Origin of the sequence: Brachybacterium sp. SW0106-09, from assembly GCF_001293905.1 — a bacterium.
Classification (GTDB): Bacteria; Actinomycetota; Actinomycetes; order Actinomycetales; family Dermabacteraceae; genus Brachybacterium; species Brachybacterium conglomeratum.
In genome coordinates this window covers 1-25,637 of the sequence record NZ_BCAK01000036.1, presented here as the reverse complement: position 1 = coordinate 25,637, position 25,637 = coordinate 1, and the positions used below count along the sequence as shown (strand labels likewise).

Annotated in this window: 23 protein-coding genes; 11 read left to right on the top strand and 12 right to left on the bottom strand. The window is 70.8% G+C overall.

Annotation, left to right across the window (positions count from 1 at the left end; genetic code table 11):
• The first annotated feature begins 86 nt into the window (after positions 1–86).
• The gene (locus Y09_RS13340; RefSeq protein WP_234695738.1) at positions 87–1,082 is read left to right on the top strand and encodes an HNH endonuclease; all 996 of its coding nucleotides are present in this window, start codon (positions 87–89) and stop codon (positions 1,080–1,082) included.
• Positions 1,083–1,204: 122 nt separating this feature from the next.
• Here Y09_RS13340 and Y09_RS13335 read toward each other — a convergent pair whose 3' ends face one another.
• The 4 genes from Y09_RS13335 to Y09_RS13320 all read right to left on the bottom strand — a co-directional run bounded on the left by Y09_RS13335 (position 1,205) and on the right by Y09_RS13320 (position 5,532).
• Positions 1,205–2,194: an IS481 family transposase gene (locus Y09_RS13335; protein WP_053918167.1), complete on the bottom strand. Its 990-nt coding sequence runs from the start codon at positions 2,192–2,194 to the stop codon at positions 1,205–1,207.
• A gap of 308 nt (positions 2,195–2,502) precedes the next feature.
• Entirely contained in the window at positions 2,503–4,236 is a 1,734-nt protein-coding gene (locus Y09_RS13330; RefSeq protein ID WP_053918164.1) for a DUF2075 domain-containing protein, read from the bottom strand.
• Positions 4,223–4,543, bottom strand: coding sequence for a nucleotide pyrophosphohydrolase (locus Y09_RS13325; RefSeq protein ID WP_053918163.1), 321 nt, complete (start codon positions 4,541–4,543; stop codon positions 4,223–4,225). The genes Y09_RS13330 and Y09_RS13325 overlap by 14 nt, the downstream gene beginning before the upstream one ends.
• 50 nt (positions 4,544–4,593) lie before the next feature.
• On the bottom strand, positions 4,594–5,532 hold the full coding sequence (locus Y09_RS13320) for a hypothetical protein (protein WP_053918162.1): 939 nt from the start codon (positions 5,530–5,532) through the stop codon (positions 4,594–4,596).
• Between the two features lie 83 nt (positions 5,533–5,615).
• On the opposite strand from Y09_RS13320, the gene Y09_RS13315 reads away from it, so the two are divergent.
• Positions 5,616–7,001 (top strand): plasmid pRiA4b ORF-3 family protein, encoded by a 1,386-nt coding sequence (locus Y09_RS13315; RefSeq protein WP_053918161.1) that lies wholly within the window; start codon positions 5,616–5,618, stop codon positions 6,999–7,001.
• Positions 7,002–7,101: 100 nt separating this feature from the next.
• On the opposite strand, the gene Y09_RS17685 is transcribed toward Y09_RS13315, so the two are convergent.
• The 4 genes from Y09_RS17685 to Y09_RS13300 all read right to left on the bottom strand — a co-directional run bounded on the left by Y09_RS17685 (position 7,102) and on the right by Y09_RS13300 (position 10,381).
• Positions 7,102–7,266: a hypothetical protein gene (locus Y09_RS17685; RefSeq protein WP_164740364.1), complete on the bottom strand. Its 165-nt coding sequence runs from the start codon at positions 7,264–7,266 to the stop codon at positions 7,102–7,104.
• 143 nt (positions 7,267–7,409) lie between these two features.
• Positions 7,410–8,000, bottom strand: coding sequence for a rhodanese-like domain-containing protein (locus tag Y09_RS13310; protein WP_053918160.1), 591 nt, complete (start codon positions 7,998–8,000; stop codon positions 7,410–7,412).
• Entirely contained in the window at positions 7,997–9,439 is a 1,443-nt protein-coding gene (locus tag Y09_RS13305) for an MBL fold metallo-hydrolase (RefSeq protein ID WP_053918159.1), read from the bottom strand. The genes Y09_RS13310 and Y09_RS13305 overlap by 4 nt, the downstream gene beginning before the upstream one ends.
• A gap of 54 nt (positions 9,440–9,493) precedes the next feature.
• Positions 9,494–10,381, bottom strand: coding sequence for a sulfite exporter TauE/SafE family protein (locus Y09_RS13300; RefSeq protein WP_053918158.1), 888 nt, complete (start codon positions 10,379–10,381; stop codon positions 9,494–9,496).
• 137 nt (positions 10,382–10,518) lie between these two features.
• Between Y09_RS13300 and Y09_RS13295 the strand changes: the two genes are divergently transcribed.
• Complete coding sequence (locus Y09_RS13295; protein ID WP_053918157.1) at positions 10,519–10,776, top strand: metal-sensitive transcriptional regulator; 258 nt, start codon at positions 10,519–10,521, stop codon at positions 10,774–10,776.
• Positions 10,777–10,940: 164 nt separating this feature from the next.
• Here the strand turns inward: Y09_RS13295 and Y09_RS13290 are convergent, their stop codons facing one another.
• The gene (locus Y09_RS13290; protein WP_053918156.1) at positions 10,941–11,180 is read right to left on the bottom strand and encodes a hypothetical protein; all 240 of its coding nucleotides are present in this window, start codon (positions 11,178–11,180) and stop codon (positions 10,941–10,943) included.
• A gap of 222 nt (positions 11,181–11,402) precedes the next feature.
• Here Y09_RS13290 and Y09_RS13285 point away from each other — a divergent pair, with 222 nt between their 5' ends.
• Positions 11,403–12,725, top strand: a complete 1,323-nt coding sequence (locus Y09_RS13285) for an MFS transporter (protein ID WP_234695737.1) — start codon at positions 11,403–11,405, stop codon at positions 12,723–12,725.
• Here the strand turns inward: Y09_RS13285 and Y09_RS13280 are convergent.
• Positions 12,712–13,737 (bottom strand): NAD(P)H-binding protein, encoded by a 1,026-nt coding sequence (locus tag Y09_RS13280; protein WP_053918154.1) that lies wholly within the window; start codon positions 13,735–13,737, stop codon positions 12,712–12,714. The genes Y09_RS13285 and Y09_RS13280 overlap by 14 nt on opposite strands.
• Positions 13,738–13,877: 140 nt before the next feature.
• Between Y09_RS13280 and Y09_RS13275 the strand changes: the two genes are divergently transcribed.
• On the top strand, positions 13,878–14,540 hold the full coding sequence (locus Y09_RS13275; protein WP_082358839.1) for a CPBP family intramembrane glutamic endopeptidase: 663 nt from the start codon (positions 13,878–13,880) through the stop codon (positions 14,538–14,540).
• A 329-nt stretch (positions 14,541–14,869) separates the two neighbouring features.
• On the opposite strand, the gene Y09_RS18135 is transcribed toward Y09_RS13275, so the two are convergent.
• The gene (locus Y09_RS18135; protein ID WP_148639657.1) at positions 14,870–18,388 is read right to left on the bottom strand and encodes an exonuclease domain-containing protein; all 3,519 of its coding nucleotides are present in this window, start codon (positions 18,386–18,388) and stop codon (positions 14,870–14,872) included.
• 172 nt (positions 18,389–18,560) lie between these two features.
• Between Y09_RS18135 and Y09_RS13265 the strand changes: the two genes are divergently transcribed.
• From Y09_RS13265 to Y09_RS13245, 5 genes are all read left to right on the top strand, one after another.
• Positions 18,561–18,938 (top strand): PH domain-containing protein, encoded by a 378-nt coding sequence (locus tag Y09_RS13265; protein WP_053918152.1) that lies wholly within the window; start codon positions 18,561–18,563, stop codon positions 18,936–18,938.
• 70 nt (positions 18,939–19,008) lie between these two features.
• Entirely contained in the window at positions 19,009–20,085 is a 1,077-nt protein-coding gene (locus tag Y09_RS13260; protein WP_053918151.1) for an ImmA/IrrE family metallo-endopeptidase, read from the top strand.
• A gap of 6 nt (positions 20,086–20,091) precedes the next feature.
• Positions 20,092–20,466 (top strand): hypothetical protein, encoded by a 375-nt coding sequence (locus Y09_RS13255; protein ID WP_053918150.1) that lies wholly within the window; start codon positions 20,092–20,094, stop codon positions 20,464–20,466.
• 272 nt (positions 20,467–20,738) lie between these two features.
• Positions 20,739–21,191, top strand: a complete 453-nt coding sequence (locus tag Y09_RS13250) for a hypothetical protein (RefSeq protein WP_053918149.1) — start codon at positions 20,739–20,741, stop codon at positions 21,189–21,191.
• 273 nt (positions 21,192–21,464) lie between these two features.
• On the top strand, positions 21,465–23,138 hold the full coding sequence (locus tag Y09_RS13245; protein ID WP_053918148.1) for an ABC-ATPase domain-containing protein: 1,674 nt from the start codon (positions 21,465–21,467) through the stop codon (positions 23,136–23,138).
• Between the two features lie 3 nt (positions 23,139–23,141).
• Here Y09_RS13245 and Y09_RS13240 read toward each other — a convergent pair whose 3' ends face one another.
• Positions 23,142–24,554, bottom strand: coding sequence for an FAD-binding oxidoreductase (locus tag Y09_RS13240; RefSeq protein ID WP_053918147.1), 1,413 nt, complete (start codon positions 24,552–24,554; stop codon positions 23,142–23,144).
• Between the two features lie 301 nt (positions 24,555–24,855).
• On the opposite strand from Y09_RS13240, the gene Y09_RS13235 reads away from it, so the two are divergent.
• Positions 24,856–25,506 (top strand): VOC family protein, encoded by a 651-nt coding sequence (locus tag Y09_RS13235; RefSeq protein WP_053918146.1) that lies wholly within the window; start codon positions 24,856–24,858, stop codon positions 25,504–25,506.
• Positions 25,507–25,637 lie beyond the last annotated feature (131 nt).

Here is a 25,637-nt window from a genome sequence, read left to right as displayed (position 1 = left end):
CGGCCAGCGTCCACAACGTCATGACCCGCAACACCTAGGTCTAGGCCTCGTAGAAGGGCCGCACCCACTAGCGGAAAGGGCTCTTGATGCCTAAGCCACTCTTCATCACGATGCTGATCCTGATGCCGATCCTGTTCACCAGCGTGCTGAGCGGGCCCGGGTTCTTCATCGGTCTGGCCCTCGTCCTGATCGGGAACCCGATCATCTGGCGCGTCCGGAAGAATCGCTACTTCAACTCGGAGTCCTTCCAGGAGCTCCGTGCCGACGTGCAGTCGCTCGTCGCCGAGCACAACTCCGTCGTCGAGTACGTGGCCCAGATCCGCGACGAGGGCAGCTTCGAACTCGGAGCCTCAGACACCGGGAAGTACGCGCATCTCGGCACATTCGAGAACACCTCGGAATGGAACTACCGCCGCGATCGCAACGTCGCAGAATACTCCGAGCACGTGCACAACGCGTCGCTTCAGGTCGTGCGGAACGCGAGCATGGAGCCGATTAAGTACCTGATGAAGTACTTCGGCATCAAGGCAACGAAGGAGACCCTTGCCGACGTGCAGCGCGTCGCTCAGGACATCTCCCGGCTCGAGGAAGCCGTCGCCAACGTCAACGAGCGCGAGGCCGACATCATCGGACGGATCGCCCCGCCGAAGTTCATCCTGAAGCGCTACTCGGACGAGTTCTGGAGCGTGATCGGTGCCGAGCTTTCGCCGATCGAGGTGCCCTACCCGCACTACAAGTTCCAGTACACCTCCGCGGGTGGCAACAGCGGCCAGACCTACAGCATCGACCTCGACACCCCGACTCTCGATGCGCTTTCTGAGACCCTCGTGGAGAAGATCCGCTGGGCGAAGTCCGCTGCCGGCCAGCGCGCGCTGATGACGGCGAAGCTGCGCAGCTGGATCAAGGAGCGCGACGGCCACGCCTGCATGAAGTGCGGGATCTCCGTCGCCGAAGAGCCCCACCTCCTACTTGAGGTCGACCACATCATCCCTGTGTCCAAGGGAGGTCTGAGCGAGCCCAGCAATCTTCAGACCCTCTGCTGGCGCTGCAACCGCACCAAGGGAGCGAAGCTCGTCAGCTGACGCTGCGCGAGCCGCTCGGTGAAGGCGGCACAGCCGCCCCTGGCCGGTGAGGGAGAGCCGAAATTAGAGCACCGGGGAACGACGTCCTCGGGGCTCTTTTGCTGCGCCAAACCACCACTGCCTTAGTTGTATGAGGTCATGACGTTGTCGACACGTTCGTGGACTCGGGTGGCCGGGGGCTGATCGGCGCAGGCGGTGTGGGGCCGATGATAGTTGTAATGGTGGACCCAGACGCTGATCGCTTCGCGACGCTCGTGCTCGGAGTAGAAGGCGTGCGCGTAGAGGCATTCCTCAGAGAGGATCCGCTGGTAGCGCTCGACTTTACCGTTGTGCCGGGGCGTGTAGGGCCGGGTCCGCTGATGCCGGGAAGCATGCGCGTTCACGGTGCGCACGAAGATCTTCGCGCGGTAGTTGGAGCCGTTGTCGGTGACCACCCGGACCAGGCGCGTGATGCCGTGAGAAGCAAAGAACGCCCTGGCCCGGGAGAAGAAGGCGATGGTGGTTGCTGCGGTCTCGTTCTCCAGGGCCTCGGTGTAGGCGAGGCGGGAGCAGCCATCGATCGCGGAGTGCAGGTAGGTGTAGCCCACCCGCCGTGTGCGTGCCGGCCTGCTGTCGCGGCCGTGGAGTCGCCAGCCGCCACCGTCGGGGATCTGGCCGACTTTCTTCACGTCCAAGTGGAGCATGTGGCCCGGGAAGCGGGCGATGATCTTCCCGCTCTCGCGGTTGTTCTCGCCGGTCGGGTCGAGGTCACGCCGGCGGGAGATCCCCAGTCGTTCCAGCCAGCGCCCGATGGTGCGGACGCAGTAGTGGTGGCCGCGGGAGGCGAGCTCGAGGGCGATCCGGCGGGCGGACCACTTGTGCTCTCGTCTCCAGGAGTCGATGAGTTCGAGGACCTCGGCAGGCGGCCGCGAGGGTCGCCTGGCTGGGGCGCTGGTGCGGTCTTCCAAGGCTTCGGCACCGTCGGCGCGGTAGCGGTGGACCCACTTCGTCAGAGTCGAGCGGGCGACGCCGGCTTCGGCAGCGACGTGGGCGATGGGTCGGCCATCATCTTCGACACGTTGGACCAGGCGGAGTCTTCCGGCAGGCGTCAGCGGCGAATTACGGTGGGTCATGGAACGGGTCTCTTCCAGCAGTTGGACGGCTTCAGCACCACCCATCGTGCCGGTCAGGGACCCGTTCCTTCATCCCCGCTCCGTGACTACAACGTCATGACCCGCAACAACTAGGGTTAGTCATCGTCGAGGTCCTTGGTACGAGCAGAGGTAAGAGTCCGCTCATCATCGGGGACCTCGACGTCTACTCCCAGCTACCCGACGCCACCGGTGCGCCCACATCCAGCTCTGAAGAGCCTCATTTCCGGGATCACGGACGGGGGAGTGAAAGAGTGGCCAGGTGAGGATTACTTTCGTCGACCCTCTTATCAGGCAGTCCGGTGTCCGAGGGCAGACCTCACTTTGTCACGTAGCTTCGGGTCGACGACGTACACGAACGTCCCCCGCATCCCGCGAGTCAGCAGCACGCGGTAGACGCTGGTGATGTACCGCAGCAGGTCCTCGTCGGTCGTCGTCTGCCCTCGGGTCCGGTTGCTGGCCTTGCCCTTGGCGTCGGAGTAGGTCTTGCGATCGGCGACGAGCAGGCCGGTCTCGGGATCGATGCGCAGATCGCCGCCGATGATCACGCCGGCGTAGTTGAGGTCGTAGCCCTGCACGGTGTGGATCGAGCCCACCTCATCGAGGGAGGTCTTCGAGGCGATCCAGTCCACGTCGGAGACGTTCCAGTCCAAAGCGACGCCGTCCAGCTCGATGTCGTGCAGGCCGCTCTTCTTCCTGCTGCGCCATTTCCACGCGTAGCCGGCGACGAGTCGCGCGAGGCCGTGCTCGGCGTCGCGCTCGCGGATCCGCTGATGCATGGCACCGAGATCGTCGAACAGCTCGAACTCGTAGTCCCTGAGATCAGGCAACGACGTGGGAGGGTCGTCGGAGATCAGAGCTCGGGCGAACTCGAGGTACTCCTTGCCGCCCTTCACGCGCATCTGAGTGTCCAGCCGATAGAGCCGCTTCTGTTCATGCGCCTCGGCCAGCACCCGCTCGAACACCTCGGCCTCGATGTCGATCGGGCGAACGCTCTGCGCCGTGTCGAGCAGCAGGATCGTGTGGCGGGAGCGCTTGCGGATCCAGTCGAGCTGATTGATCGAATGGTCGTCGCTGTCGAACAGCCGTCGTGTGATCTCTCCGTACCGCTTGGTGAGGGTGCCGTGAGCCTGTGCGCCGCGCTGGGTGAGACGGTGCGCCTCATCGACCACGATGACGTCGAAGTCCTCATCGGCGTCCGCGACGTCGTAGGGGGTGAGCACCTGAGCGTCGCGCAGGGCCGGCACTTTCCGGAACACCCTGCTGATGGACTGGCGCAGCGACTTCTGAGGGATGACGAGACCGATCCGCAGATCGCGGAACAGCTCGCGGTTCCCCTCGACGAAGAGATCCGAGAACATCGAATCGCCCTCCACCTCGTCGGTGGGATCGAAGTCGGCGAGATCGCGCATGAGCTTCATGAGATAGATCCCGACGATCGTCTTGCCCGTCCCGGGATCGCCCTGGATCGCGGCGAGGGTGCGCACGTCGGGGTGGTGGAGGTCCTCGACCAGTCCCTCCATGATGTCGAGCACGGCGATGCCCTGCTCGGTGTTGAGTGCCTTGTACGGGGAGAGCTTGAAGAGGTCCGAGTTCTCGATCTCGGGGATCGACCGTTCGAAGTACCCGCGAGAGCGGAGCTCCTCGAAGATCTCCTTGAAGGTGTCGTTGTACTCGCTGCGCTGGTAGTAGTCGTGGTTGGTGATGCCCTCATTGCGGTTCAGCACCTCGAACTTGCCATCGCCTCCGAGGAGGCGGATCAGGAGCGACTCGAGGTCCAGGCAGGCGGAGCCGTTGAACCGCTCGTCGAAGACGATACGGACCTCCTTGAGGTGCTCCTTCTGCGTCGACTTCAGGTGCTGACGCATGCGGCGGTCGGCGCTGCCGGTCTCGCCCACGTAGATGTCGCGCCCGTCCTCGATGAGGTAGACGACGGGCCAGTTGGAGAATCGGGGGAGTCGACTGCGGGTCTCCTCGACGGACTCCGCGGTGAAACGGAGCTCCTCGATCTCAAAGGCGGTCATACTTCGTGCTCCGTCCCTTCGCCTTCTCGACCGGATACTTCACCCGCGTGCGCTCGAGCTTCGCGCGGACGATCTCTTGGGGGTCCAGGTCCAGCTGATCTGCGAGGTGGAGTGCATAGGTGAGGACGTCGGCGAGCTCACCGGCGACCTCTTCCCTGTCCGCGTCGGGGCCCCACTGGAAGCACTCCAGGAGCTCTGCGGCCTCGATCGAGATCGACTTCGCGAGGTTCTCCGGAGTGTGGAACTGGTGCCAGTCGCGTTCGGCGGCGAACGCTCGAAGGGTGTCCATCACGGAGTCGGTGGTCATGACCTCACGCTAGCAAGCGGTCTCGACAGAGAGCGCACAAAATCCGGCGCTCACTTCGCGATCGCCCTCTCGGCCACCCAGTCGCTGAGCCGACGGAGAAGTTCGGGGCCCTCCAGGGAGCCACTCTTCTCTGCGAGGGAGTCGACATCGGGCTGCAGGAGGTCGAGCAGTTCGTCGACAGTGGGGGATTCGTTGGGGAGCTCCCACGTGATGTCGTCTCCGCGCGCGCTCGCAAAGATGAGCAACTCGAGATCAACGCGCTCGAGGCGGTTGCCGCCGCGGCCGGTGGGCATTTGCTCCCGCCACTCATCGAGGCAGCCGATGTACGTCTGGTAGCTCTCGGTATCCCACGATCCAGTGGTCAGTGAGATGTCTGCCTCCGAGCGGAACCAGCGGCGCACCACCGCATCCATCACCGGCGTCATATCTGCGACCTCAGAAGCTGCAGTGAGGAAGTAGAGAAACTTCGTCCCGAACGCAGGACCGAGGTACTTGAGGTAGTCCGCCTGGCCCCGATGTTCTGCGATGTGCCGGAAGGCGTCCTCCCCACCGTTGGGGGACCCCTGTGCACGAGATGCGACGTCGATCAGGTGCTTCACGACGTCAGGGTCGGATGCGAGAACCCGAGACGTGCGATAGGGACCGTATCCGGTAGTGCCGTACCCCCAAATCATTGCCGCGAGGAAGGCCGTGACCACGGCTCGTGCGTCGTGTTCACCATCGCCAGGCATCAGAATCTCGGGAGCATGGAGAGAAGTGACTATCGTGCGATCGATGCGGTCAAGCCTCCCGTCCTCGGCCGCCTGCGTCGCCTCGGAGACCGCGCCTACCGCCTGTGCAAGATCGATCCCTTCGAGGGTGGGCGCGTCAGCTCTCGTGAACCGTCGTTCCCAGGTGGCCGGGCGCCAGGGAAATCTAGGTTGCGGCGGGTAACCGCCACCCTGCCAGCGGTCGAGGGCCTCGAGGAGAGACGATGGAATCCGGGTCATGTCCAGATCGTAAGAATTTGCCGGCCCGCATGGGGCGGAAGCGGGCAACCACGGTGGCGACATCTTCGATCTACGATCACCTCATGCCCTCCACCGACGACGCCGAGGACGACATCCTCGCTCGCTTCCGCGAGCTGACCGCTGGTCTCGACCATGAGGTGTTCGGGCACCCGCCCGAGACCGCCGATCGCCGCCGGCCTGAGCCGTCGGCCGTCCAGGTCCTCACCGTCCGCGTCGACCTCCACCGCTCGACCCCGCCGATCTGGCGGCGTCTCGAGCTGCGCAGCGACCTCTCCCTCGAGGACGTGCACACCGTGCTCCAGACCGCCTTCGGCTGGGCGGGCTACCACCTGTGGCGCTTCGCCGCCGGCGGCGCCCCGTTCGATGAGGACGCGCAGCAGTTCCTGTGTGAATTCGATGTCGAGGAGGGGGAGGACCCTGACGGCATCCCCGCGAGCGAGGTGCGGCTCGGCGAACTGCTGCAGAGCGAGGGCGACACCCTGGAGTACCTCTACGACTACGGCGACGGCTGGGACCTCGGGATCGTCGTCGAGGCCGTGCGGGAGGCGGAGGCGGGCGACGCCCCGGCCCGGGCCACGGGCGGGAGCCGCGCAGCACCGCCCGAGGACTGCGGCGGGCTGCGGGACGAGGAGGACTTGAAGACCCTCCTGGAGGACCCGGCGTTCTTCGACGTCGCGGCCCTGGACCTGGAGCTCTGGTCGGGCACGACGATGCTGACCGTCCCGGAGGACGACGTCGTGCCCGCGCTCCTCGTCGACCCGTTGACGTTGATCGGCCGCGCCCGCGCCGGCCAGGACCTGATGGACCGAGCTCTGCTGCTCGGCGCCCCACTCGCCCCGCTCCCGGACAGCGCAGTCGAGTCGGCCTTGCGCGCCCTGACCTGGTTCCTCGAGCGGGCCGACGCCGAGGGCGGCATCCCGCTGACCGGCGCCGGCTACCTCCGTCCTGCCGACGTCGAGGCCGCGAGCGCGGTCCTGCCACAGATGGCGGACTGGATCGGCATGAACAACCGCGAGGTCCACGCCGTCCCGCTGCAGATGTTCCGCACCTCCTTGCAGCGCGCCGGGATCCTGCGGAAGCACAAGGGCGCCCTCCTGCTCACCCGACGCGCCAGGGCGTACTACCGGGCCGGCAACGTGCGAGAGCTCTTCCTGGACTCCCTCGTCCCGAGCAGGTACGAGACCGAGGAGCTCGCCCAGGTGGTGCTCCTGACCTACGTCGCGACGACGAAACCGGGACTGCCGCTGCCGATGGTCGAGATCGCGCGCGTCCTCAGCGCGATCTTCGGACCGAGCGAGTCCGGCCCCGTCACCACCGGGGCGATCCGCGACCTGCCTGCTTGGCATCTGCTCGCCAACACCGGCACCGTGACCTCGCGGCTCAGCGAGCGGGGCTTCTGCTTCTCCCCGGAGGCGACTTCCTTTGCCCGGGAAGCGCTGACCCGCTGAGCCGCGGTATCGGGTCAGGGGGCTGGCGAAGCAGATCGTGTGGACGCAGGTCAGCGGCCAGGCCGCGGTCGCCCTGCAGGAGGGCGAAGCGGTGGCGGCCTCAGCGACCCAGCAGCCGGGCGAAGAAGCCCTTCTCCGGAGCCACCTCGGCATGGCCGGGGCAGCGGTCGGCGGGGCGGACGTCCTTCATGACCTGGTCGACGTGCTGGCCGCAGCCGGCCCAGGTGGTCTTGCCGCAGGTGTTGCAGGTGGTGGCTCGGCACATGGCGTGCTCCTTCGATGAGAGGTGAGAGAGGAGGGGTGTGAGCGGGGCGCGGGGCACGGTGAGGCACGCCCCGCGGAGGGGGAGGCCGCCCGGCACCGGAGCATCGGGCTCCGGCGCCGGGCGGGTGACCTCGTCGGGTGGCCTCAGCGCGCCGCGACGCCGCCGGGCACCAGGGCGGTCTCGACGGTGGGGGAGTCGGCCGTGCGGTTCCACGGCATCCTGGCGAGCACCGCGGCCATGGCGCAGGTGTCGCTGAGCGCCGAGTAGGTGAGCCCTGCGCCGATCGCGCCCGCGACCAGGCCCAGGCGCCGGTGGACCAGCTGCCCGGCGAGGGTGCCGACGAGCACCAGGGTGCCCGCCGTCATCCGCACCTGGCGGTCCATCGCCCAGCGGCCGCCGCTGCGGTTCACGCCGCCCACGGCGTCCTGGTAGGCGGCGATGCCGCCGTCGAGCACGTCGATGCCCTCCAGGCCGGACTGCTGCAGCGCCTCGCAGGCCTTCCCGGCGCGGGCGCCGGAGCGGCACATCAGCACCACGTGCTCGCCCATGCGGCCGGCGAGCGTGTCGGTGTGGGCGGTGAGCAGGTCCAGCGGCACGTTGTGGGAGCCGGGGATGTGGACGGTCTCGAACTCGCCGGGGGTGCGCACGTCGATCACCATCAGCTCGGGGTCCGTGCTGAGGCGGTGGGCGAGCTCGGCAGGGGTCACGGTGCGAGTGGTGGGGGTGGCGGTCATCGGGCGTCCGCTCCGGTGGTCCCCAGGTCGTGCTGTGCGGCGGCCCAGCGGGACCAGCCGGCGTAGCTGCCCTCCAGCTCCACCACGTCGTAGCCGGCGCGGCGCAGAGCGGCCGCGGCCACGGAGTTGCGCAGCCCGGACTGGCAGAAGGTGATCAGGCGCCCGGCGTCCTTCGCGGGCAGGTCGTCGGGGTGGAAGAGCACCTTGCCGGCGGAGAGCTGGTCGGCGTCGTCCACCGTGCCGGCGGCGTGCTCGGTGCGCGTGCGCACGTCCAGCAGGTGCGCATCCGGCTCCTGCGCGCGCAGCGCGGCGAGGTCCGCCGGGGCCACGGTGGCGGGGGCGGACAGCTCCAGTCCGTCCAGGGAAGGGATGTAGCCGGTGAGCGCGTCCACGCCCACCCGCACGAAGTGGTCGCCGTAGGCGGCGGCGGTGGCCGCGTCGGGCGCGAGCACCACCAGCTGGGCGTCGTCGGCCTCGGGGTCGAAGGCCCAGCCGATGTGGGTGGCGGCCTTGCCGAGGGAGGGGATCGACAGCGCGCCGGGCACCGTGCCCGCATGCACCTCCGCCACGGGACGGGTGTCCACCAGGGCGAGGGAGCCGTCGGCGAGGCCGCCGGAGAGCTCCCCGGTGGCCACCTCGCGCGGGGCGGGGCGCTCGCCCAGCAGGGCGGGGCCGTCGGTGTTCTGCCGCTTCATGCGGGCGAAGTAGGCGTGGGCGTCGGGCTGGCCGTCCAGCAGCTCGTCGATGAAGCCCTGCTCGTCGTCGTTCTCCAGGAACGGGCCCCACCAGGCGAACCTCCGCTCGTAGCCCACCGTGGTGGAGGGCAGCGCGCCCAGCGCCTTCCCGCAGGCGGAGCCGGCGCCGTGGCCGGGGAACACCTGCACGTGATCGGGGAGGGTGAGGAACGCGCTCTTCAGGGAGGCGAACAGCTGCTTCGCGCCGGCGAAGCGGGTGTCCTCCATGCCCACGGCCTCGTCCAGCAGGTCCGGGCGGCCCAGGTCCCCGGAGAACACGAAGTCGCCGGTGAGGAAGTAGCCGGGCTCGTCGGCGAAGGCGCCGTCGGTGACCAGGTAGCTGAGGTGCTCGGGGGTGTGGCCCGGGGTGTGGCGGGCGGTGACGGTGATGTTGCCCAGCCGGATCGACTCGCCGTCGTGCAGGCGCTCGGCCTCGAAGCCGTACTGCCAGTCCTCGCCGCCCTCGCCGGAGACGTACGCCGTGGCGCCGGTGGAGGCGGAGAGCTCGCGGGTGCCGGAGAGGAAGTCGGCGTGGATGTGGGTCTCGGCCACGGCCGTGATCGTCATGCCGTGGTGGGCGGCGAGATCGAGGTAGACCTGGATGTCGCGCCGCGGATCGACCACCAGCGCTTCCTTCTGCGCCTGACAGCCGATGAAGTAGCCGGCCTGGGACAGGTCCTCGTCATAGATCCGTTCGAGAAGCATCGTTCCTCCAGTGGGTGTGCGGGATGGACGGCGAATGGGATACCCCTAAGGGTATCAGGTACCCCGGGGGGTATGCGAAGCGGGTCGGTCGGTGCGCAGCGGACAGGAGGGCACCAGCATCCAGCATCCGGCGGCGAGCAGGGCGAGAAGCGCCACGACTCCGCCGACGACGGCGCCGGCGGCGCCCGGGAGCTCCTGCACGAGGACGAGGGCCCCCATGGCGAGGACGAACACCCCGAAGCCCGTGCGCAGCGCCCGCTCGGGGAGATGGCCTGCCGCTCGCGCGCCGAGCAGGGAGCCGAGCACGGCCGCCAGCGTCACCCCGCCCACCAGGGCCCAGTCCAGCGAGACGGAGGTGAGATAGCCGGCGAGACCTGCGAACGACTTCATCGCGATGACCACCAGCGACGTGCCCACGGCGACCGGCATCGGCAGTCCGGCCAGCAGCGCCAGCGCGGGCACCACCAGGAAGCCGCCGCCCGCGCCGACGAGTCCGGTGACCAGGCCCACCGCGAGCCCCTCGAGCACGATCCTGCTCGCGGACGGCTCCCGGGTCGGTCCCTCCTCCGCGGGCGCGCCCCGTCGGCCCCGGAGCATCGCGACCGACGTCGCGATCATCATCAGTGCGAACGCCGCTATCAGCACCGTGCTCGGGATGTGTCCGCCGAGGAGCCCGCCCAGGAAGGCCCCGGCCATCCCGGCTGCCCCGAAGCTCACCCCGGTGCGCCACCGCACCCGGCCGGCGCGGGCGTGGCTGACGGCGCCGACGGCCGAGGTCACGCCGACCACGACGAGCGAGGCGGCGATCGCCTCCTTGGTCGGAAGTCCCGCCACGTAGGCGAGGATCGGCACCGTCAGGATCGAGCCCCCGCCGCCGAGCAGCCCCAGGGAGACTCCGATGAGCACGGCCAGCAGCAGGGTGAGCGCGAGGGTGGGTGTCACGAGGGGCCTTTCGAGAGAAGGGTCGGAGGCTCGCGGCGACCACCTCCGCCGTCGAGCCTGCCACATACCCTGGGGGGTATGTAAGACACCCCTGGGGGTATAGTCTGGGGTGTGCGGACCGACCCGAGGAGAGCGCCATGGACCTGAACCCCGATGACATGACCCCTGTGGTCAACCGCCTCAAGCGCGCCCAGGGGCAGCTCGCGGCCGTCACCCGGATGATCGAGGAGGGCAAGGACTGCAAGGCCGTCGTCACGCAGCTCTCCGCCGTCTCCAAGGCGCTGGACCGCGCCGGCTTCGCGATCATCGCCAGCGGCATGGAGCAGTGCATGGCCAGCCCGGAGAAGGACCTGGACCGCAAGGAGCTCGAGAAGCTGTTCCTCACGCTCGCATGAGAGGCGGGGCGCGGCGCGCCGTCGCCCGGTGCCCCGCAACGCCCCATCGGCAGCCGCTCCGGGATCGCCTCGCCGCCCTCCCGCTGTGCCGGATGCCGACATCGCCTCGGAGCGCCGCGTCGGGGAACGGCGGCCGACGTGCTCTCCCCGGGATCAGCCCTCCCTCACTCCTCCTCGTCCTCGTCGCTCTCCACGTCCCACCAGGCGCCGCAGTCCTCGCACGTCCGGTCGCTGAAGACCAGGAGGCACCCCTGCCACTGGACCCACGGCGGGTCCTCCTCGTCGAGGCGCGGGTCCGGACCGCCGAGCGGATGGTGGGTCACCTGGCCCGACCCGCACACGGGGCAGGTGCCGCGCGGCTGGTCGTACGGCTCCGGCGGCTCGTCGCCGAGGATCATGATCATGGGGTGAGAGTAGGGCGGGGATCCGACAGATCATCGTCCCCTGCCCGACCGGCTCACTTCCCGCTGAACACCGGGAACACGGCGTGCCACACCGCGGCCCGCACGATTCCGGACGAGGGTTGCATATCCGCCAACTAAGGGGCGTAGATTGCAACGGGTGATCGACTCCCGGCGCCCCGCAGTGCAGCGGCCCGCCGGGGCCGGCACCCATCCCATCCCCTCGTGATCGGCAAGGCCCCCATGACGACCGGCTCCACGGAGACCGCCGCGGAGGATACGTTCCCCGTCCCCACCGGCGCGCCGCCCGCCCCCGCGGAGGTGCGCGAGCCCGCCGAGAGGCCCCTCGGCCGCGCAGCCCTGCTGCTGCTCGGCGTCGGACTGATCCTGATCGGGCTGAACCTGCGCATCGGCGTCGCCGCGATCGGACCGGTGATCGGAGAGATCCGCGCCTCGCTGGGCCTGTCAGCGACCATCGTGAGCCTGCTGACCACGATCCCCGTGTTCGTGTTCGGGGCGTTCGCGTTCCTCACCCCGGGCCTGACGAGGCGGTTCGGCATGCACCGCCTGCTCGCTCTCGTGCTGCTGGTGCTCGCGGCGGGGAACCTGCTGCGGCTCGAGCCGAGCATGACCGCCCTGTTCGCCGGCACCGTGCTCGTCGGCATCGCGATCGCGGTGGGGAACGTCGTGATGCCCGCGGCGATCAAGCAGGACTTCGCCCACCGCGCCGGGCTGATGATGGGCCTGTACACGATGTCGCTGTTCGTCGGCGCGGCCTTCGCCTCCGGGCTGACCGCGCCGCTGCTGCCGGTCCTCGGCGGCAGCTGGCGCTCCGCGCTGGCGATCTGGGCGCTCCCGGCCGGGCTGGCCCTTCTCGTGTGGCTGCCGCAGCTGCTCCGCTCGCCCGGACGCCTGCGCTCCGGCAGTGCGGTCGCCGACGCCCCGGTCGACCACGGCCGCTCGCCGCTGCGAGCGATCCTCACCGACCCCACCGCCATCGCCGTCACCGGGTTCATGGGGCTGCAGAGCGTCAGCTACTACACGACGGTGACCTGGGTGCCGACCATCCTGCAGGACGCCGGGATGGACGTGACCGCCGCCGGCGGCATGATCGCCTTCTCCGCGTTCCCGGCAACGCTCGCCGCCCTGCTCGCCCCGACCCTCGCCGCACGGATGCGGCCGACGTGGCTGCCGCCCGTCGTGGCCGTGCTGCTCCTCGGAGCCGCCTATCTCGGGCTGATCATCGCACCCGCCAGCGGCGCCGTGGCGTGCATGACGGTGCTCGGCCTCGGGCTCGGCGCCTCGATCAGCCTCTCGCTGACGTACATCGTGTGGCGCTCACCGACCACGCACCTCACAGGCCAGCTCTCGACGGTGTCGCAGGGCTTCGGGTACCTGGTCGCCGGGTTCGGCCCGCTCGGCATCGGTGCGCTCCACGCCGCGGCCGACAGCTGGACCGTGCCGCTGATCGTGCTGTGCGTGGTGCTGGTCGGGCAGCTCGTCGCCGGGGTCGTCGCGAGCCGTCCCGTGCACATCAGTCCTGCTTGAACTCCAGCACCCGCTCCTGACCCTCGCCGTTGGTCGCCCAGGAGGGATCGCCGGGCATGACCGCGAGCGGATCCCGTTCCCGGGGGCTGCGGCTCACGTCCGGTGCGGCCAGGCTGCGGCGCAGGGCCTCGTCGATCGTCACCCGCGCCGCGTGGCCGTCCGGCAGCAGCTCGGGAAGCCACCGCTCGTCCCGCGCGACCATGTCCTCGCGCAGGCTCTCCATCAGCGCGGTGACCGTGGGGGCGGGGATGTCGGAGAGCCACGATCCCACCGCCGTGACCAGGGCCTGGGGCATCACCGGGACCGAGAACCCCGGCCGTTCCTGGTCTGTGAGCTCGAGGACCTTCTGGACGAGCTGCGGATAGGCGATGACCTCGCCCCCGCCGATGTCGTACACGCCGTGGGCGCTCTCGGTGGTCACAGCGGCCCGGATCGCGGCGACGGCGTCGACCACGGCGATCGGCTCGACCAGATGGTCCATCCAGTCCGGGAACACGGTCACCGGGAGGCGGTGGGCCAGCTGGGTCATCAGCTCGAAGCTGGTCGAGGCCGCGCCGAGCACCACTGCGGCCCGCAGGCCCACGAAGCGGCATCGCGCCGCGGAGAGCTCCTCCTCGACCTCGAGACGGGAGGCCAGGTGCTCGGAGAGCTCCTCGCGGGGGATGTCCGGGATGATGCCCGAGAGGTAGACCAGGGCCTTCACCTCGGACGCGTCGACGGCGGCGCGCACGCGCCGGGCGGCGGCGCGATCCACCTCCCGGAAGTCGTCTCCTCCCATGCCGTGGACCAGGTAGACCACCGCCTCCAGCGCCGGGTCCGCGGCGATCGCGGCACGCACGGAGTCGTCCTCGGTCGCATCCAGCTCGACCCTGTCCACGGCGTCGCTCCACCAGAAGGCGTCGAGCTTGTGGAGGTTCCGGGCCCCGGCGACCACCTGGTGCCCGTCCTGCAGCAGTGCGGGGATCAGCCGGCTCCCCACATACCCCCCGGCTCCGATGACGAGAACGCGCATGAGCTACCTCCGTGTCCGTGTCCGTGTCCGTGCTCCCGTGCTCCCGTGCCGCGAGCCGTGCCTCAGGTCTATACGAGCCGGCGCCCTCGAGCAAGACCCGCCTCGCCCCGGCGCGGCGAGCGGCCTCGTACGCTAGGCGCATGAGCCCCGATCCTCCCGCCCCCCGTCCCGGCGCGTGGTGGGTGGCCGGCCTCGCCGTCGTGGTGGCTGCGCCGCTCCTGGCCGCGTCGCTGCGCGCCGAGGGCGGGGGGCCGGGGACCGTCGCCGGCTGGGCACTGGGAATCGCCCTGACCTGGACCGTCGGCGGGCTGCTGATCATGCGTCTGGCACCTTCGGATCTCGCCGGCCGGGTCCCGGGGCGCGCACCGAAGGTCGCGGTGGCCGCCGCGGGTGTCGGCCTGGCCGCGGCCTCGCTGGCGGGCGGTCTGGTCCTGGCCGGTGTCCCGGCCACTGCCCCGTGGGTGGCCGGTCCCGTCGCCGCAGCGGCCGACGGGCGGTGGGGTGTGCTCGCGGTCGCGCTGGTGGCGGGCGCCGCTGAAGAGGTGTTCTTCCGCGGTGCGCTGCCTCGGCTGCTCACCGGCTCGGCCCGCTGGGTGGTCCCCACCGCGGTGTACGCCCTCGTCACGCTGTGCACCGGCAGCCCTGCTCTCGCGGTGATGGCCCTCCTGCTGGGACCGGTGGCGATGTGGGCCCGCGAGACCTCCGGCTCACTCGCCGGGGCGCTCTTCGTCCACGCCCTCTGGACGCTCACCATGGTGGGACTGTTCCCCGCCGTCCTCGTCCGTGTCGGCATCGCGGGCTGAGGCGTCCAGCCGCTCGAGCCGAGCGAGTCGATCCGCGGCCTGACGGCGGCGCTCGTCCTCGGGGCGCTCCCACCATGCGGGCCCGCGCTCTCCGAGGCCTTCCTTCGCGAGCTGGACGCGGTCTCGAGCTGAGCGGACGCTCGCCGGGTCGTCGTCGCGGCCGGCGCGCCCGACCTGGGAGCGGGCTCTGCCCAGATGGCTCTTCAGCGCCCGGACCACGTCGGCCTCCAGCGCCGGGTCCGTGCGCCGCCATCTCCGTCCCCGGACGACCAGGTAACGGTCGTCGTCCTCCGTATCGTCCACGTCAGGCCTCGCCTCGTCGCTGCGGTTCATCCCACCCACTCCAGGAACTCCTCCGCCGTGATCACCGGCTTCTCCCACCTCGCCGCGTTCTTGGCCTTGCTCGACTGCGACCCGGCCTCGGCGACGACCAGCACGTCCGTCCTGGTCTTGGTGAGGGTCGGGACGGCCCGGAGCCCACGCGCCTCGGCCATGGCGTGCAGCTGCTCCTTCTCCAGCCAGCCGTGCCGGGGCGAGTGGACGGTGCCGGAGAAGCACACCCGCGCCCCCGGCACGAGCACGTCGGCCGCGATGGTCGGGCCGGTCGCCTCGAAGCCCTCGGGCAGCACCCGCACCCCGAAATGCTCCTCGACCCCGCGCAGGCGCTCGAGGACCTCCTGATCGGGGGAGAGGACCCGCTGCCAGGTCCCCTCGAGCAGGTGGGCGAGCACCTCGGCGGCGTCGTCCTGCGCGCCGAGGTTCCCGCCGACGACGAAGCCCGTCGGGGCGCTGGTCCCCGTCGGCCCCGTCGTGCGGGCGAGCAGATAGCCGTGCCCCGCCACGACCTGCCGGAACGCCATCCCGCTGCGGGGCAGCTCCTCTCCCGCGGCCCGCACGCGCCGCAACGCGTCGCGCACCGCCCGGGCCCGCTCGAGCGCTGTCGGCGCGTTCAACCGGGCGCGCTCGCCGGCGCCGAGCAGCCTGCCTGGGATCTCGAGCCCGAGCGGCACCGGCTCGACGATCCCGTTGCGCTTGAGCTCGAAGTCGACGTGGGCGAGCTGACGGTCGATGTCCACGCCGACGGGCACCCGCCCGGCCAGCAGCGCCGACAGCGCCGGCCACGCCTCCGCAAGCCGCGGCGCGAGCTGCACGTCCCGTGTGGTGATCCCGAACTCGTCCCGTGCGGAGAACAGGTCGGAGGTGGGGTTCACGACGGTGGAGACCTCGTCGCCGTCGTCGGTGACCACCGCGATCTCCACCGGCCGCGGCCGCCACCGGTCCCCGGTCGTGCCGACCGTCAGCACCGACAGATACGCCTCGCCGAGCGCCTCGGTCCCGGACGTGCCGCTGGCGAGATAGCGCCGCACGCGCTGATCGGTCTTCAGGTCCCGTGGGAGCACCTCGCGCCTCAGCACCAGCCCCTCGAGGCTCGTGCACCGCGACAGCGCCACGTACAGCTGGCCGTTGGCGAAGGTGCCGCCGGTGAGGTCCACGACCACCCGGTCCAGGGTCTGCCCCTGCGACTTGTGGATCGTGATCGCCCAGGCCAGCTTCATCGGCAGCTGCGCGAACGTGCCGATCACCTGATGCACCAGCGCACCGCCCTCGACGCTCGGCCGGGTGATCTCCCAGGTGTGCTCGCGCACCTGCTCGGTGCGGCCGTCGCGCAGCAGCACGGTGACCACCGGCCCGTCGGAGTCGGCGCCGATCGCGGTGATCCGACCGAGCGTCCCGTTGACCCAGCGATCGAGAGGGTCGTTGTTCAGCAGCATCACCTGCGCGCCCACCGCGATCCGCAGCGTCTCGTCGGTCGGCTTCTCGAATCCGTCGGTGTCCCCGCTGATCTGCGCGGTGAAGGTCTGCACCGGGCCGGGCAGGCGCTCGAGCATCTGCCGGTTCCGCGCGCCGACGATCCGGTTGGTGGTGGCGAGGGTCAGCCAGAACTCGTCCAGCCCGGGCTCGAAGTCGGGGTCCGTCCGACGGTTCAGCTCGGCCCGCGCCTCCTCCAGCAGCGTCCCCTCCCGCACCGCGTTCAGCAGGTCCACCAGCCGGTCATCGCCCTGCTGGCGGAACACGGTCGACAGCTCCACCACCGGGAAGGTGTCCTCGTCGAAGGAGCGGGCAGAGAAGAAGAACGGCGTGCCGTAGCGCTCCTCGATCCACGCCGCCTCGCTGTCGGTCACCACCGGCGGCAGCTGGTACAGGTCGCCGACGAGCACCAGCTGCACCCCGCCGAACGGCGAGCCGGGCCGCGGACCGTACTGCTCGAGCGCCGCGGTGAGCGCGTCGAAGAGGTCCGCCCGCACCATCGACGCCTCGTCGATGATCAGCGTGTCCAGCTCCTTCAGCGCCTTCGCGAACCGGCCCGGGTAGTAGGAGCCGCCGCGCACGTGCTCCTCGGTGACGCCGAGCGGGAAGGAGAACAGGCGGTGGATGGTGTACCCGTCCACGTTCAGCGCCGCGATCCCAGTGGGGGCGACGGTGATCGTGGAGCGGTCGGTCTGCTCGAGATAGTGCCTGATCAGCGTCGACTTTCCGGTGCCCGCCTTGCCGGTGAGGAAAAGGTGGTGGCCGGCGTGCAGGTGTTCGAGCGCGGCGGCGAACTCGTCGGTGATCACCAGCGGGGCCGACGACGTCTCAGCGGGCGCGGAGGCCGCCGGCTGGGCCGACGGCGCGGGGGCCTCGGACCGGGACGTCGAAGCGGCGGGCGCCGCCGACGCGACATCTGAGGGAGTCGGGCCGTCCGTCAGCTCCGGCGACTTCTCAGGGCGGCCGCGATCCGTCCGCAATGAGGCTGCGGCAGCTGATGCGGGTCGACGGGCCTGCAACGGAGCCTCGGGCTCCAGTCCCATCGCCTCCCGATACTGGGCCACGAGCTCGGCCTTCAACCGCCCGCGGTCGCCGACCGGAATGCCCTGCTCCCGCGCCCACGCACGGATCGCGGTGGGGGAGAGGTCCACGTCCGGGGCCGGCGCGTCGACCGGGTTCGAGCCGGCGGCCTGTGCCGCGCCGGCAGGCTTCCCGGGGGCCGATGTAGCTGCCGAGGCCGCGGGCATCGCTCGGCGCGGCATCGCCGCGGACGACGCCGTCGGTCTGAGGGCGCTGCTGGGCAAGGGCGGGGCGGGTGCGGAGGCCTGTGCCGCGGAGGCCGGGCGCGGAGACGGCGGCACTGCCGCGGCCGTCGGCTCCTCCGACGTCGGAGCCGCGGACGTTCGAGCCGCCGCCCCACCCCGCAGCGCCCGCGACGCGGTCAGCGGGGCGTCGTACCCCGTTTGCCGATCCATGGCGAGGTACCGCTCGAGCAGGCCGGCCGCCGCATAGGCGTCGCCGAGCGCGGAGTGCGCCTGCTGATGGGTCACCCCGAGCGCCGCGCAGCACTCGGCGAGCGTACGCCGACGCAGGTGGGGGAGGTAGACGGTGCTGCCCTGCAGAGTGCAATAGGTCGACACCTGCGGCATCGGCAGCGAGGCCCGGGCGAACTCCGCCTGGAGGAAGGCGAGGTCGAACTCGGCGTTGTGCGCGACGAGGACCAGGCCCTGCAGCGCGGTGCCGATCTGCACGGCGAGGTCCGCGAAGCGCGGTGCACCGGCGACGTCCGCGTCGGTGATGCCGTGGATGTGCGTGGCGCGCACGGGCCCGCCCGGGTGGAAGCGCGTCACCCACTGCTCGATCGGCCGGCCCTGCTCGTCGGCCCGCAGGATCGCGAGCTCCAGGACCCGCTCACGCTCCGGATCCAGGCCCGTCGTCTCCACGTCGATCACCGCGTAGCGAGGAGCCGTCGACGGGGCGGGAGGCGGCGATGCGGACGGTGCCGAGGCACGTCCGCGGAAGCGATCGAGCAGTCCCACGAGGATCCTCTCCGGGCAGGGATGGTGATCGCTCGATCATCTCAGGGAGCGGGGACAGAAGAGGAGCGGTCCGCGAGGGGACCATCGGTGATTCGTCCGTCCCCACCTGGCGCTATCTTCGACCTCGTCACCGCGGCGCACCGGCGCCGCCAGGGGAGATGAGGAGAAGAAGTTGGACGCATCGGTATCGGCGATCACATCGTGGACCTTCGTCGAGGAGTGCCCGATCCCGCAGGACGTCACCGCCCTGCTCGTGCCCGAGGAGCGCGCGATCGCGGCGTACAAGACGTTCCGCGACTCGGCCGTGTTCACCACGAAGCGACTGATCGTGCGCGACGCCCAGGGGATCCGCGGCAAGAAGGTCGAGATCTACTCGCTGCCCTACTCCGCGATCAACATGTGGTCCTCGGAGAACGCCGGCACCCTCGACCTCAACGCCGAGATCGAGCTGTGGACCCGCGCGGGCCAGATCAAGATCGCCGTCGGCAAGCACATCGACGTCCGCCGACTCGACCTGCTGATCGCGAACGCGGTGCTGCGCTCGTCCTGAGCGTGAAGTGACGCGTGGCCTCGTCCACATAGCGATTGGGATAATCCCAATCGGGGCGTACCGTAGAGGCATGATGACGATCGGCAGCCGAGTCGGCGCGGCGATGCGCGGCGCAGACATGCAGCAGAAGGAGCTCGCCCAGCGCGTCGGGATGACTCCCGACGCGCTGTCCCGTGCGCTCCGCGACCAGCGAGGCTTCGCCGCTGTCGAGCTCGCCGCCATCGCAGAGGTGCTGGATGCGGACGTGCACGAGCTGATCACCGGGGCGCCGGATCCTCATCGCCTTGTGCTCGCCGCGCGCCATTCCTTCGACCACGACACGGGGGCGCGCAGCGTCGCCGGCCTCGACGAGGACCACTCCCTGCTCGCCGACGTGCGGCTCGCCTACGCGCAGATCTCGCCGGTGCGAGCGCCTCTCGAGCTCCCGTCGGACGTCGAGGGGATCCGGCGCCTTCTCCATCCCGATTTCGTGCGGCCGTTCGTCGATCGCCTGGCGGAGATCGAGGTCGACGTGGTCCGGATCGATGGCCCCAGTACCGCCTATTCGTTCCTCGTCGAGGAGCGGCCGGTCATTCTGCTGCCTGAGAGCGGCAACTGGTTCCACGAGAACTGGTCGCTCGCCCATGAGCTGGGACATCTCGCGCTCAGGCACGAGGGCGTCGTCCCGGGCACCGCGCTCGCCGATGTGAAGGAGCGTGAGGCGAACGCCTTCGCCGCCGAGCTGCTGCTGCCTGCCGTCACACTGCAGCAGATCGACTGGGCAGAGATCCGTCCTGCAGAGGTCGCCGAGCTCGTCTGGACCTGGGGCATCTCCACCGGTGCTCTGTCACGGAGGCTGAAGAAGGTGGAGCTCACCCCGTCGGCCGAGGTTGCCGAGGTCCTGACGTGGAGCACGCAGAAGCTGCTGCGCCGACATTGGACCGGGGCGAAGGTCGGCGATCCCATCACCCGGCGCATGCGGGACGCGGGGGAGCGACGCTTCCCGACCTGGCTCCAGGAGGCGCACCTCGAGCAGATCGCGGAGGGTGCTGTCGGCAAGGGGACGCTCGCGTGGATGCTCGGCGTCCCCGTGACGTCCCTCGAGGTGGACGAACCGGCGGTTGCCGAGGAGCTCTCCGACGACGCACTCGCCGTGCTGATCGGCTGATCACCGGTGACCGACGCGCCTCTGCTGTTCTTCCACGACACGTCGGTCCTCGTGAACTTCCATCGCCCAGGGCTGATCCCTGTGCTCGGACCGCTCCTGCGGCAGAACGTCCGCTGGACGGGGTCGATCCGCACCGAGTGTGCGAGGAAGGAGCAACAGCTGGAGCTGCCCGGACTGGTCGACGCTGCGGATCGCCTCCTGGGAGAGCCGCTCCTGCCTGAACCCTCCGAGCACCTCGCGATCCGACAGCTCCGCCGCCAGATGGCATCGCCGGGAGACCACCCCCAACAGCATCTGGGCGAGGCCGAGTCGATCACGCTCATCCAGAAACGGAGGCTCCGCGCGGTATTCGTGACGGACGACCGCGCGGCCATGTCCTGAGCGAAGCCGATCGAGTGCGTCGGCACATGGCGTCTGTTCCGTCTGGCTCGCAGGAGGGGCCTCGTCACGATGGAAGAGGCGAAGGCGCTCTGGCAGGAGTTCGTCGGCGCGGGCGGGACGCCACCGTCGACGATCCGTACGCTGAGTCAGTTCGTCGCCACGTACGAGTGACCACGAGCGATGCGCGGCGTTTGTACAGCCCGTCGCCGGCCTCCCGGATCCCGTCGGTCCCACGCCGTATCGTGACGCTGTACTCGACGAGGGGAGCAGCGATGGCGGCGAAGAAGAGCGCACAGGTGGAGACCAAGGGCGGCGGGCTGAAGAAGGCGATCTCCTTCCTCGGCATGGCCACGCCGTTCGTGATCCGGCTGGTTCAGATGCTGAGGGACAACCCCGAGGTCTGGGACTACGTGAAGGAGCAGCTCGAGAAGCTGAGGCGCCACGACAAGGCCACGCCCGAGGCGATGCTCGCGACGCTCGACGCCCTCCGCGAGCAGGTCACGCTGCTGACCGAGTCGGCCGATGACGAGCAGGAGGCCGCGAAGGCGGCCGCTTGGTCCGCGAAGCTCGACTCCGCCTCGCGCGCTGCGCAGCTCCTGGCCGCTCCGGGCTCGACCGCCAAGCAGCGCAAGACCCTGAAGAAGCAGATCGACTCGCTGCGCCAGGACATCTTCGCCGCCTACGTCACCGAACTCGACGAGGACGCCAAGTCCGCGAAGAAGTGACGGCCCCCGGGCCGGAGACGCAGCCGTCTCGAGAGGCAGCAGCGTCCCGGTCTCCTCGTGCACCAAATTCCCGCACAGGAACGGGAAGTTCGGGGTGCGCTGATAGTCCTTGAGCTGCTCGAACTCGCCGCGGAGGAACAGGTCGCCGCCGTCGAGGACGAGCACGTTCTCCTCCTCGGCCCGGACCTGGTCGGTGAGCGTCGAGTACGTCGCGACGTTGTTCTCGTGACGACGGCCGTCGGCGCGGCATGTGCACCCCTAGCATGGCGGGCGATGACCTCCGACTCCGCCCGCCTCTCCCAGCTCCTCGCCTCGATCGACGGCCGCGGCTACGGCTCCTACAAGCAGCTGCGCGGCAGCTACGACCTGGGATCGTGCCGTCTCGTGATCGACCATGTGCAGGCCGACCCCTACGCGCCGCCCTCGCTCATGCGCCTGGTCGTGGACCGGGCCGCGGCGGGCTTCCCGGAGGACCTGCTGGCCGACCGGCGCGGACGCGTCGCGACCTCCGACTTCCTGGCGCGGGCGCTCACCGAGGCCGCCGCCCACAGCGGGGAGCGGGTCGACGTCGGCGCCCCGGGCCAGGAGGTGCTCGAGCGCACCACCATCGCCTTCACCGAGGACGGGATCGAGGCGCGCCTCGCGGCCGAGCTGCCCGCCTCCGGCCGCCGCATCCAGGGCCGACGCGCCGCGCGCCTGCTCACCGAGGACCTGCCCCGGATCGCCGAGGCCGTCCTGTTCCACGCCCGCCACGACGCGGAGGCGCTGCGCGCCCATGTCGCCCTCCACCGCGACCAGGAGGCGCTGCGCGAGCAGCTCGCCGCACGGGGGCTCGTTGCCTTCGTCGGCGACGGCGCCGTCCTGCCCCGCCGTGCCGGGGACTCCGACCTGCCGCTGCGCGAGGGCGCGATCCCCTTCGAGAGCCCGGCCTCGCTGCGCGTCGAGATCGATCTGCCCAGCGGCCGACGGGTCAGCGGCATGGGCATCCCCGAGGGGGTGACCGTGATCGTCGGCGGCGGTTTCCACGGCAAGTCCACGCTGCTGCGCGCCCTCGAACGCGGCATCCACCCGCACCGCGCGGGCGACGGCCGCGAGTGGGTGATCACCCGGGCCGATGCCGCGGCGATCCGCGCCGAGGACGGCCGGGCCGTGACCGGCGTCGACATCTCCGCGTTCATCAGCGGGCTGCCCTCGGGGACCGACACCCGCTCCTTCACCACCTCGAACGCCTCGGGTTCCACCTCGCAGGCCGCGTCCCTCGTCGAGGCGGCCGACGCCGGCGCGTCGGCGCTGTTGATCGACGAGGACACCTCCGCCACGAACTTCATGCTCCGCGACGCGCGGATGCGCGCCCTCATCCCCGCCGAGCACGAGCCGATCACCCCGTTCGTGGACCGTGTCCGGCCCCTGCTCACCGAGCGCGGGGTCTCCACCGTGCTCGTCGCGGGCGGCTCCGGCGCGTTCTTCGACGTCGCCGACCACGTGATCGCGATGGACTCCTACGTCCCCCGCGACGTCACCGCCGAGGCCCGCGCGCTCGCCGAGAAGGCGCAGCCCCCGACAGCGCCCGTGTTCACCGCGCCGCGGCCCCGGCTGCCGGACCCGGCCTCCCTCCGCCCGGCGGGCGCCCGCAGGCCCGCTTCCGCTCGCGGCCGCACGACGATCCGGCTCGGCCGCGAGCACCTCGACCTCTCCGCCGTCTCCCAGCTGCTCGATCCCGCGCAGACCCAGGCCGTCGCCCACGCCCTGGACCGCCTCGCGGACCTGCTCGCCGAGGACGGCCCGCTCCCGCTCGAGGACGCGGTCCAGTTGCTCCTCGACCGGATCGAGCATGGCGGCCTCGAGAGCCTCTCTCCCCACCGCGGCCACCCCGGACATCTCGCCCGGCCCCGCGCGCTCGAGATCCACGCCGCGGTGAACCGGTGGCGGGGGCTGCGGCTCACCTGACCGCTACGGCGCCACGTTGAGGGTGCGGCGGAACATGTTCCCCGGGTCGTAGACCTGCTTGATGCGCTGCAGGCGCCGGTAGGTCTCCGCCCCGTACGCCTCGCGGGTCACCTCGGGCACGGGCCGGGTCCGCTCGATGGAGCGGAAGTTGACGTACTCGCCGCGCTCCCGCAGCCGGGCGAGCTCGGCCGCGGCCCGCTCGGCGAAGGCGCGGAAGCGGGCGTCCTCCCCGGGGTCCTGCCAGGCGAGATGGATCGAGACCATGAGGCGCCCGCCGCGGTGAGGGAAGGCGGTCGCCCCCTCCGGCACGCGGGCGAACGCCCCGCCGAGCAGATGCAGTTCCAGGCTTGCGCCCGGCCCGGGCAGCGCCTCGGCGACGGCGGCGAGAGCGTCGAGCACCTCCTCGTCCAGGCTGCGGAAGCTCGCGTTGCGCCACAGCCCGCGCGCCCCCGTCGGCACCGCCTCGCTGCGCGCACCCTGCCAGGCCTCCCAGCTGACAGGCCCGCTGAGCTCGCGGTCCGGGGGCAGCGCGCGGCGCAGCGCGCCGATCAGCGCCTCGCCCGCGGCATGGTCCTCGTCGATCCAGACGCTGTGGATCGCCAGCCACGGAGCGTCCCCGAGCCCGTCCTCGGGCGGCGGCGAGGCGATCGAGACCACCGCGGCGAGCTCGTCGGGCAGGTCTCGGCTCCAGCGCTCGAAGGCGCCGAGCGCGCGCCGCCACTGCGCCCGCCGGTAGTACAGGCTCGCTCCGAGCACCGTCTCCGGCATCGGCACGGCCCGGTAGGTGAACGCGGTGACCACGCCGAAGTTCCCGCCCCCGCCGCGCAGGGCCCAGAACAGGTCCCGGTGCTCCTCCTCGCTCGCGCGCACGAGCCGGCCGTCGGCGAGGAGCACGTCGGCGGCCTCGAGCCGGTCCAGGCTCAGCCCCGCCTTCCGCGACAGCCAGCCCACCCCGCCGCCGAGGGTCATCCCGGCGATGCCGGGGGAGGGGACGGTGCCCAGCGGAACGGCGAGCCGGTGCGGCGCGGTCGCGGCGTCGACGTCCCCGACCCGCGCCCCGGGCGCGGCCGTGACCAGGTGGGTCGCGGGGTCGACGGTGACCTCACGCAGCGCGCCGAGATCCAGCACGATCCCATCGTCGACGGTGCCGAGCCCCGCGACGGAGTGCCCGCCGCCGCGCACTGCGAGCGGCAGCCCCGTCTCCCGCACGGCCTCCAGCACGGGCAGGGCGTCGTCGATCGTCGCGGCGCGCACCACCAGGTAGGGGAAGCGCTCCTCGCGTCCGTTCCACACCGCCCGCGCCGCGTCGTAGTCCGGATGGCCGGGCACCACCACCTCGCCCGCGACCCGGTCGCGCAGCCGGTCCAGGGCCGCGCGCGATTCCGGGATCGGATCCTCGCCCGTCTTCCATGTCATGGCTTGGCGACCTCCTGGAATGGTGGGCGAACAGGCCGCCCACGACCAAGGATGAGTGCCGGGACGCACCGCCCGGGCACCCTCCGTGGACTGTGCCTGACCAGCGGGCGGGCCGCCCGTCGGCAGGCGGGTGGAGCTGATCTCGACGGTACTGCGCGGCGAGGAGGAGGGCAACGGGCCTCCCGTTCGTGGTGCCTGGGCACGTCGACGCCTATGACCGCGCCGACGCGGCCGATGCTCATCCCGGCCGCGCGAGGTGGCAGGCTGGGCACACCCGCCCCACCCCGGACGAAGGAGCACCATGTCCGTCCCCCACCTGCTCGACCACATCGTCATCGCCGGCCCCGACCTCGCCGAGACCGTCGAGTGGTTCCGCGAGCTCACCGGCGTCACGCCCGCCCCCGGCGGCAGCCACCCCACCGGCACCGCGAACGCCCTGGTCGCCCTCACCGTCGGCGGCGAGCGACGCCCGCACTACCTCGAGCTGATCGGCCCCGACCCGGAGCGCGAGGACGAGGAGCTGCCGAAGACCTTCAGCATCAACCGCCTGAAGCGCCCCACCCTGATCACCTACGCCGTGCACCCCGAGGACATCGACCAGGTCGCCGAGCGCTCCCGTGCCGCCGGCGTCGATCCCGGCCCCATCGCGGACCTCTCCGGCACCACGACGGGCGGCGAGCTCCTGCAGTGGCGGCTCACGCAGGCCCGCGCCCCGCGCAACTACGGCGTGCCCTTCCTCATCGACTGGGGCACCACCGAGCAGCCCGGCCTCACCGACCTGCCCACGATCGAGCTGGTCTCCTTCGAGCGCGTCGAGGTGAGGCCGGAGCCGCTGCAGAAGGCGCTGGCCGCGCTCGACCTCGGCGACGGCGTCGCCCCGGTCCACGAGGGTCCCGGCTCCCGCTTCGTGCTCCAGCTGCGCACCGAGGACGGGCGCGAGATCGAGATCTGAGACGGTCGACGGCCGCCCCGGCATCGTCCCGCCGGGGGTGCGTGCCGCATCTGGTCAGGTGATGGCGTGTGGCGTGCCGGTACGGCTATATGGGCGGTTTCAGATGATCACTGCATCGGTGGTGATGATCT

Bases quoted from the DNA above. Each gene is read 5' to 3' on its own strand.
- Y09_RS13340 (WP_234695738.1), top strand. From the start codon at position 87: ATGCCTAAGCCACTCTTCATCACGATGCTGATCCTGATGCCGATCCTG.
- Y09_RS13335 (WP_053918167.1), bottom strand. From the start codon at position 2,194: ATGACCCACCGTAATTCGCCGCTGACGCCTGCCGGAAGACTCCGCCTG.
- Y09_RS13330 (WP_053918164.1), bottom strand. From the start codon at position 4,236: ATGACCGCCTTTGAGATCGAGGAGCTCCGTTTCACCGCGGAGTCCGTC.
- Y09_RS13325 (WP_053918163.1), bottom strand. From the start codon at position 4,543: ATGACCACCGACTCCGTGATGGACACCCTTCGAGCGTTCGCCGCCGAA.
- Y09_RS13320 (WP_053918162.1), bottom strand. From the start codon at position 5,532: ATGACCCGGATTCCATCGTCTCTCCTCGAGGCCCTCGACCGCTGGCAG.
- Y09_RS13315 (WP_053918161.1), top strand. From the start codon at position 5,616: ATGCCCTCCACCGACGACGCCGAGGACGACATCCTCGCTCGCTTCCGC.
- Y09_RS17685 (WP_164740364.1), bottom strand. From the start codon at position 7,266: ATGTGCCGAGCCACCACCTGCAACACCTGCGGCAAGACCACCTGGGCC.
- Y09_RS13310 (WP_053918160.1), bottom strand. From the start codon at position 8,000: ATGACCGCCACCCCCACCACTCGCACCGTGACCCCTGCCGAGCTCGCC.
- Y09_RS13305 (WP_053918159.1), bottom strand. From the start codon at position 9,439: ATGCTTCTCGAACGGATCTATGACGAGGACCTGTCCCAGGCCGGCTAC.
- Y09_RS13295 (WP_053918157.1), top strand. From the start codon at position 10,519: ATGGACCTGAACCCCGATGACATGACCCCTGTGGTCAACCGCCTCAAG.
- Y09_RS13290 (WP_053918156.1), bottom strand. From the start codon at position 11,180: ATGATCATGATCCTCGGCGACGAGCCGCCGGAGCCGTACGACCAGCCG.
- Y09_RS13280 (WP_053918154.1), bottom strand. From the start codon at position 13,737: ATGCGCGTTCTCGTCATCGGAGCCGGGGGGTATGTGGGGAGCCGGCTG.
- Y09_RS13275 (WP_082358839.1), top strand. From the start codon at position 13,878: ATGAGCCCCGATCCTCCCGCCCCCCGTCCCGGCGCGTGGTGGGTGGCC.
- Y09_RS13260 (WP_053918151.1), top strand. From the start codon at position 19,009: ATGATGACGATCGGCAGCCGAGTCGGCGCGGCGATGCGCGGCGCAGAC.
- Y09_RS13250 (WP_053918149.1), top strand. From the start codon at position 20,739: ATGGCGGCGAAGAAGAGCGCACAGGTGGAGACCAAGGGCGGCGGGCTG.
- Y09_RS13245 (WP_053918148.1), top strand. From the start codon at position 21,465: ATGACCTCCGACTCCGCCCGCCTCTCCCAGCTCCTCGCCTCGATCGAC.
- Y09_RS13240 (WP_053918147.1), bottom strand. From the start codon at position 24,554: ATGACATGGAAGACGGGCGAGGATCCGATCCCGGAATCGCGCGCGGCC.
- Y09_RS13235 (WP_053918146.1), top strand. From the start codon at position 24,856: ATGTCCGTCCCCCACCTGCTCGACCACATCGTCATCGCCGGCCCCGAC.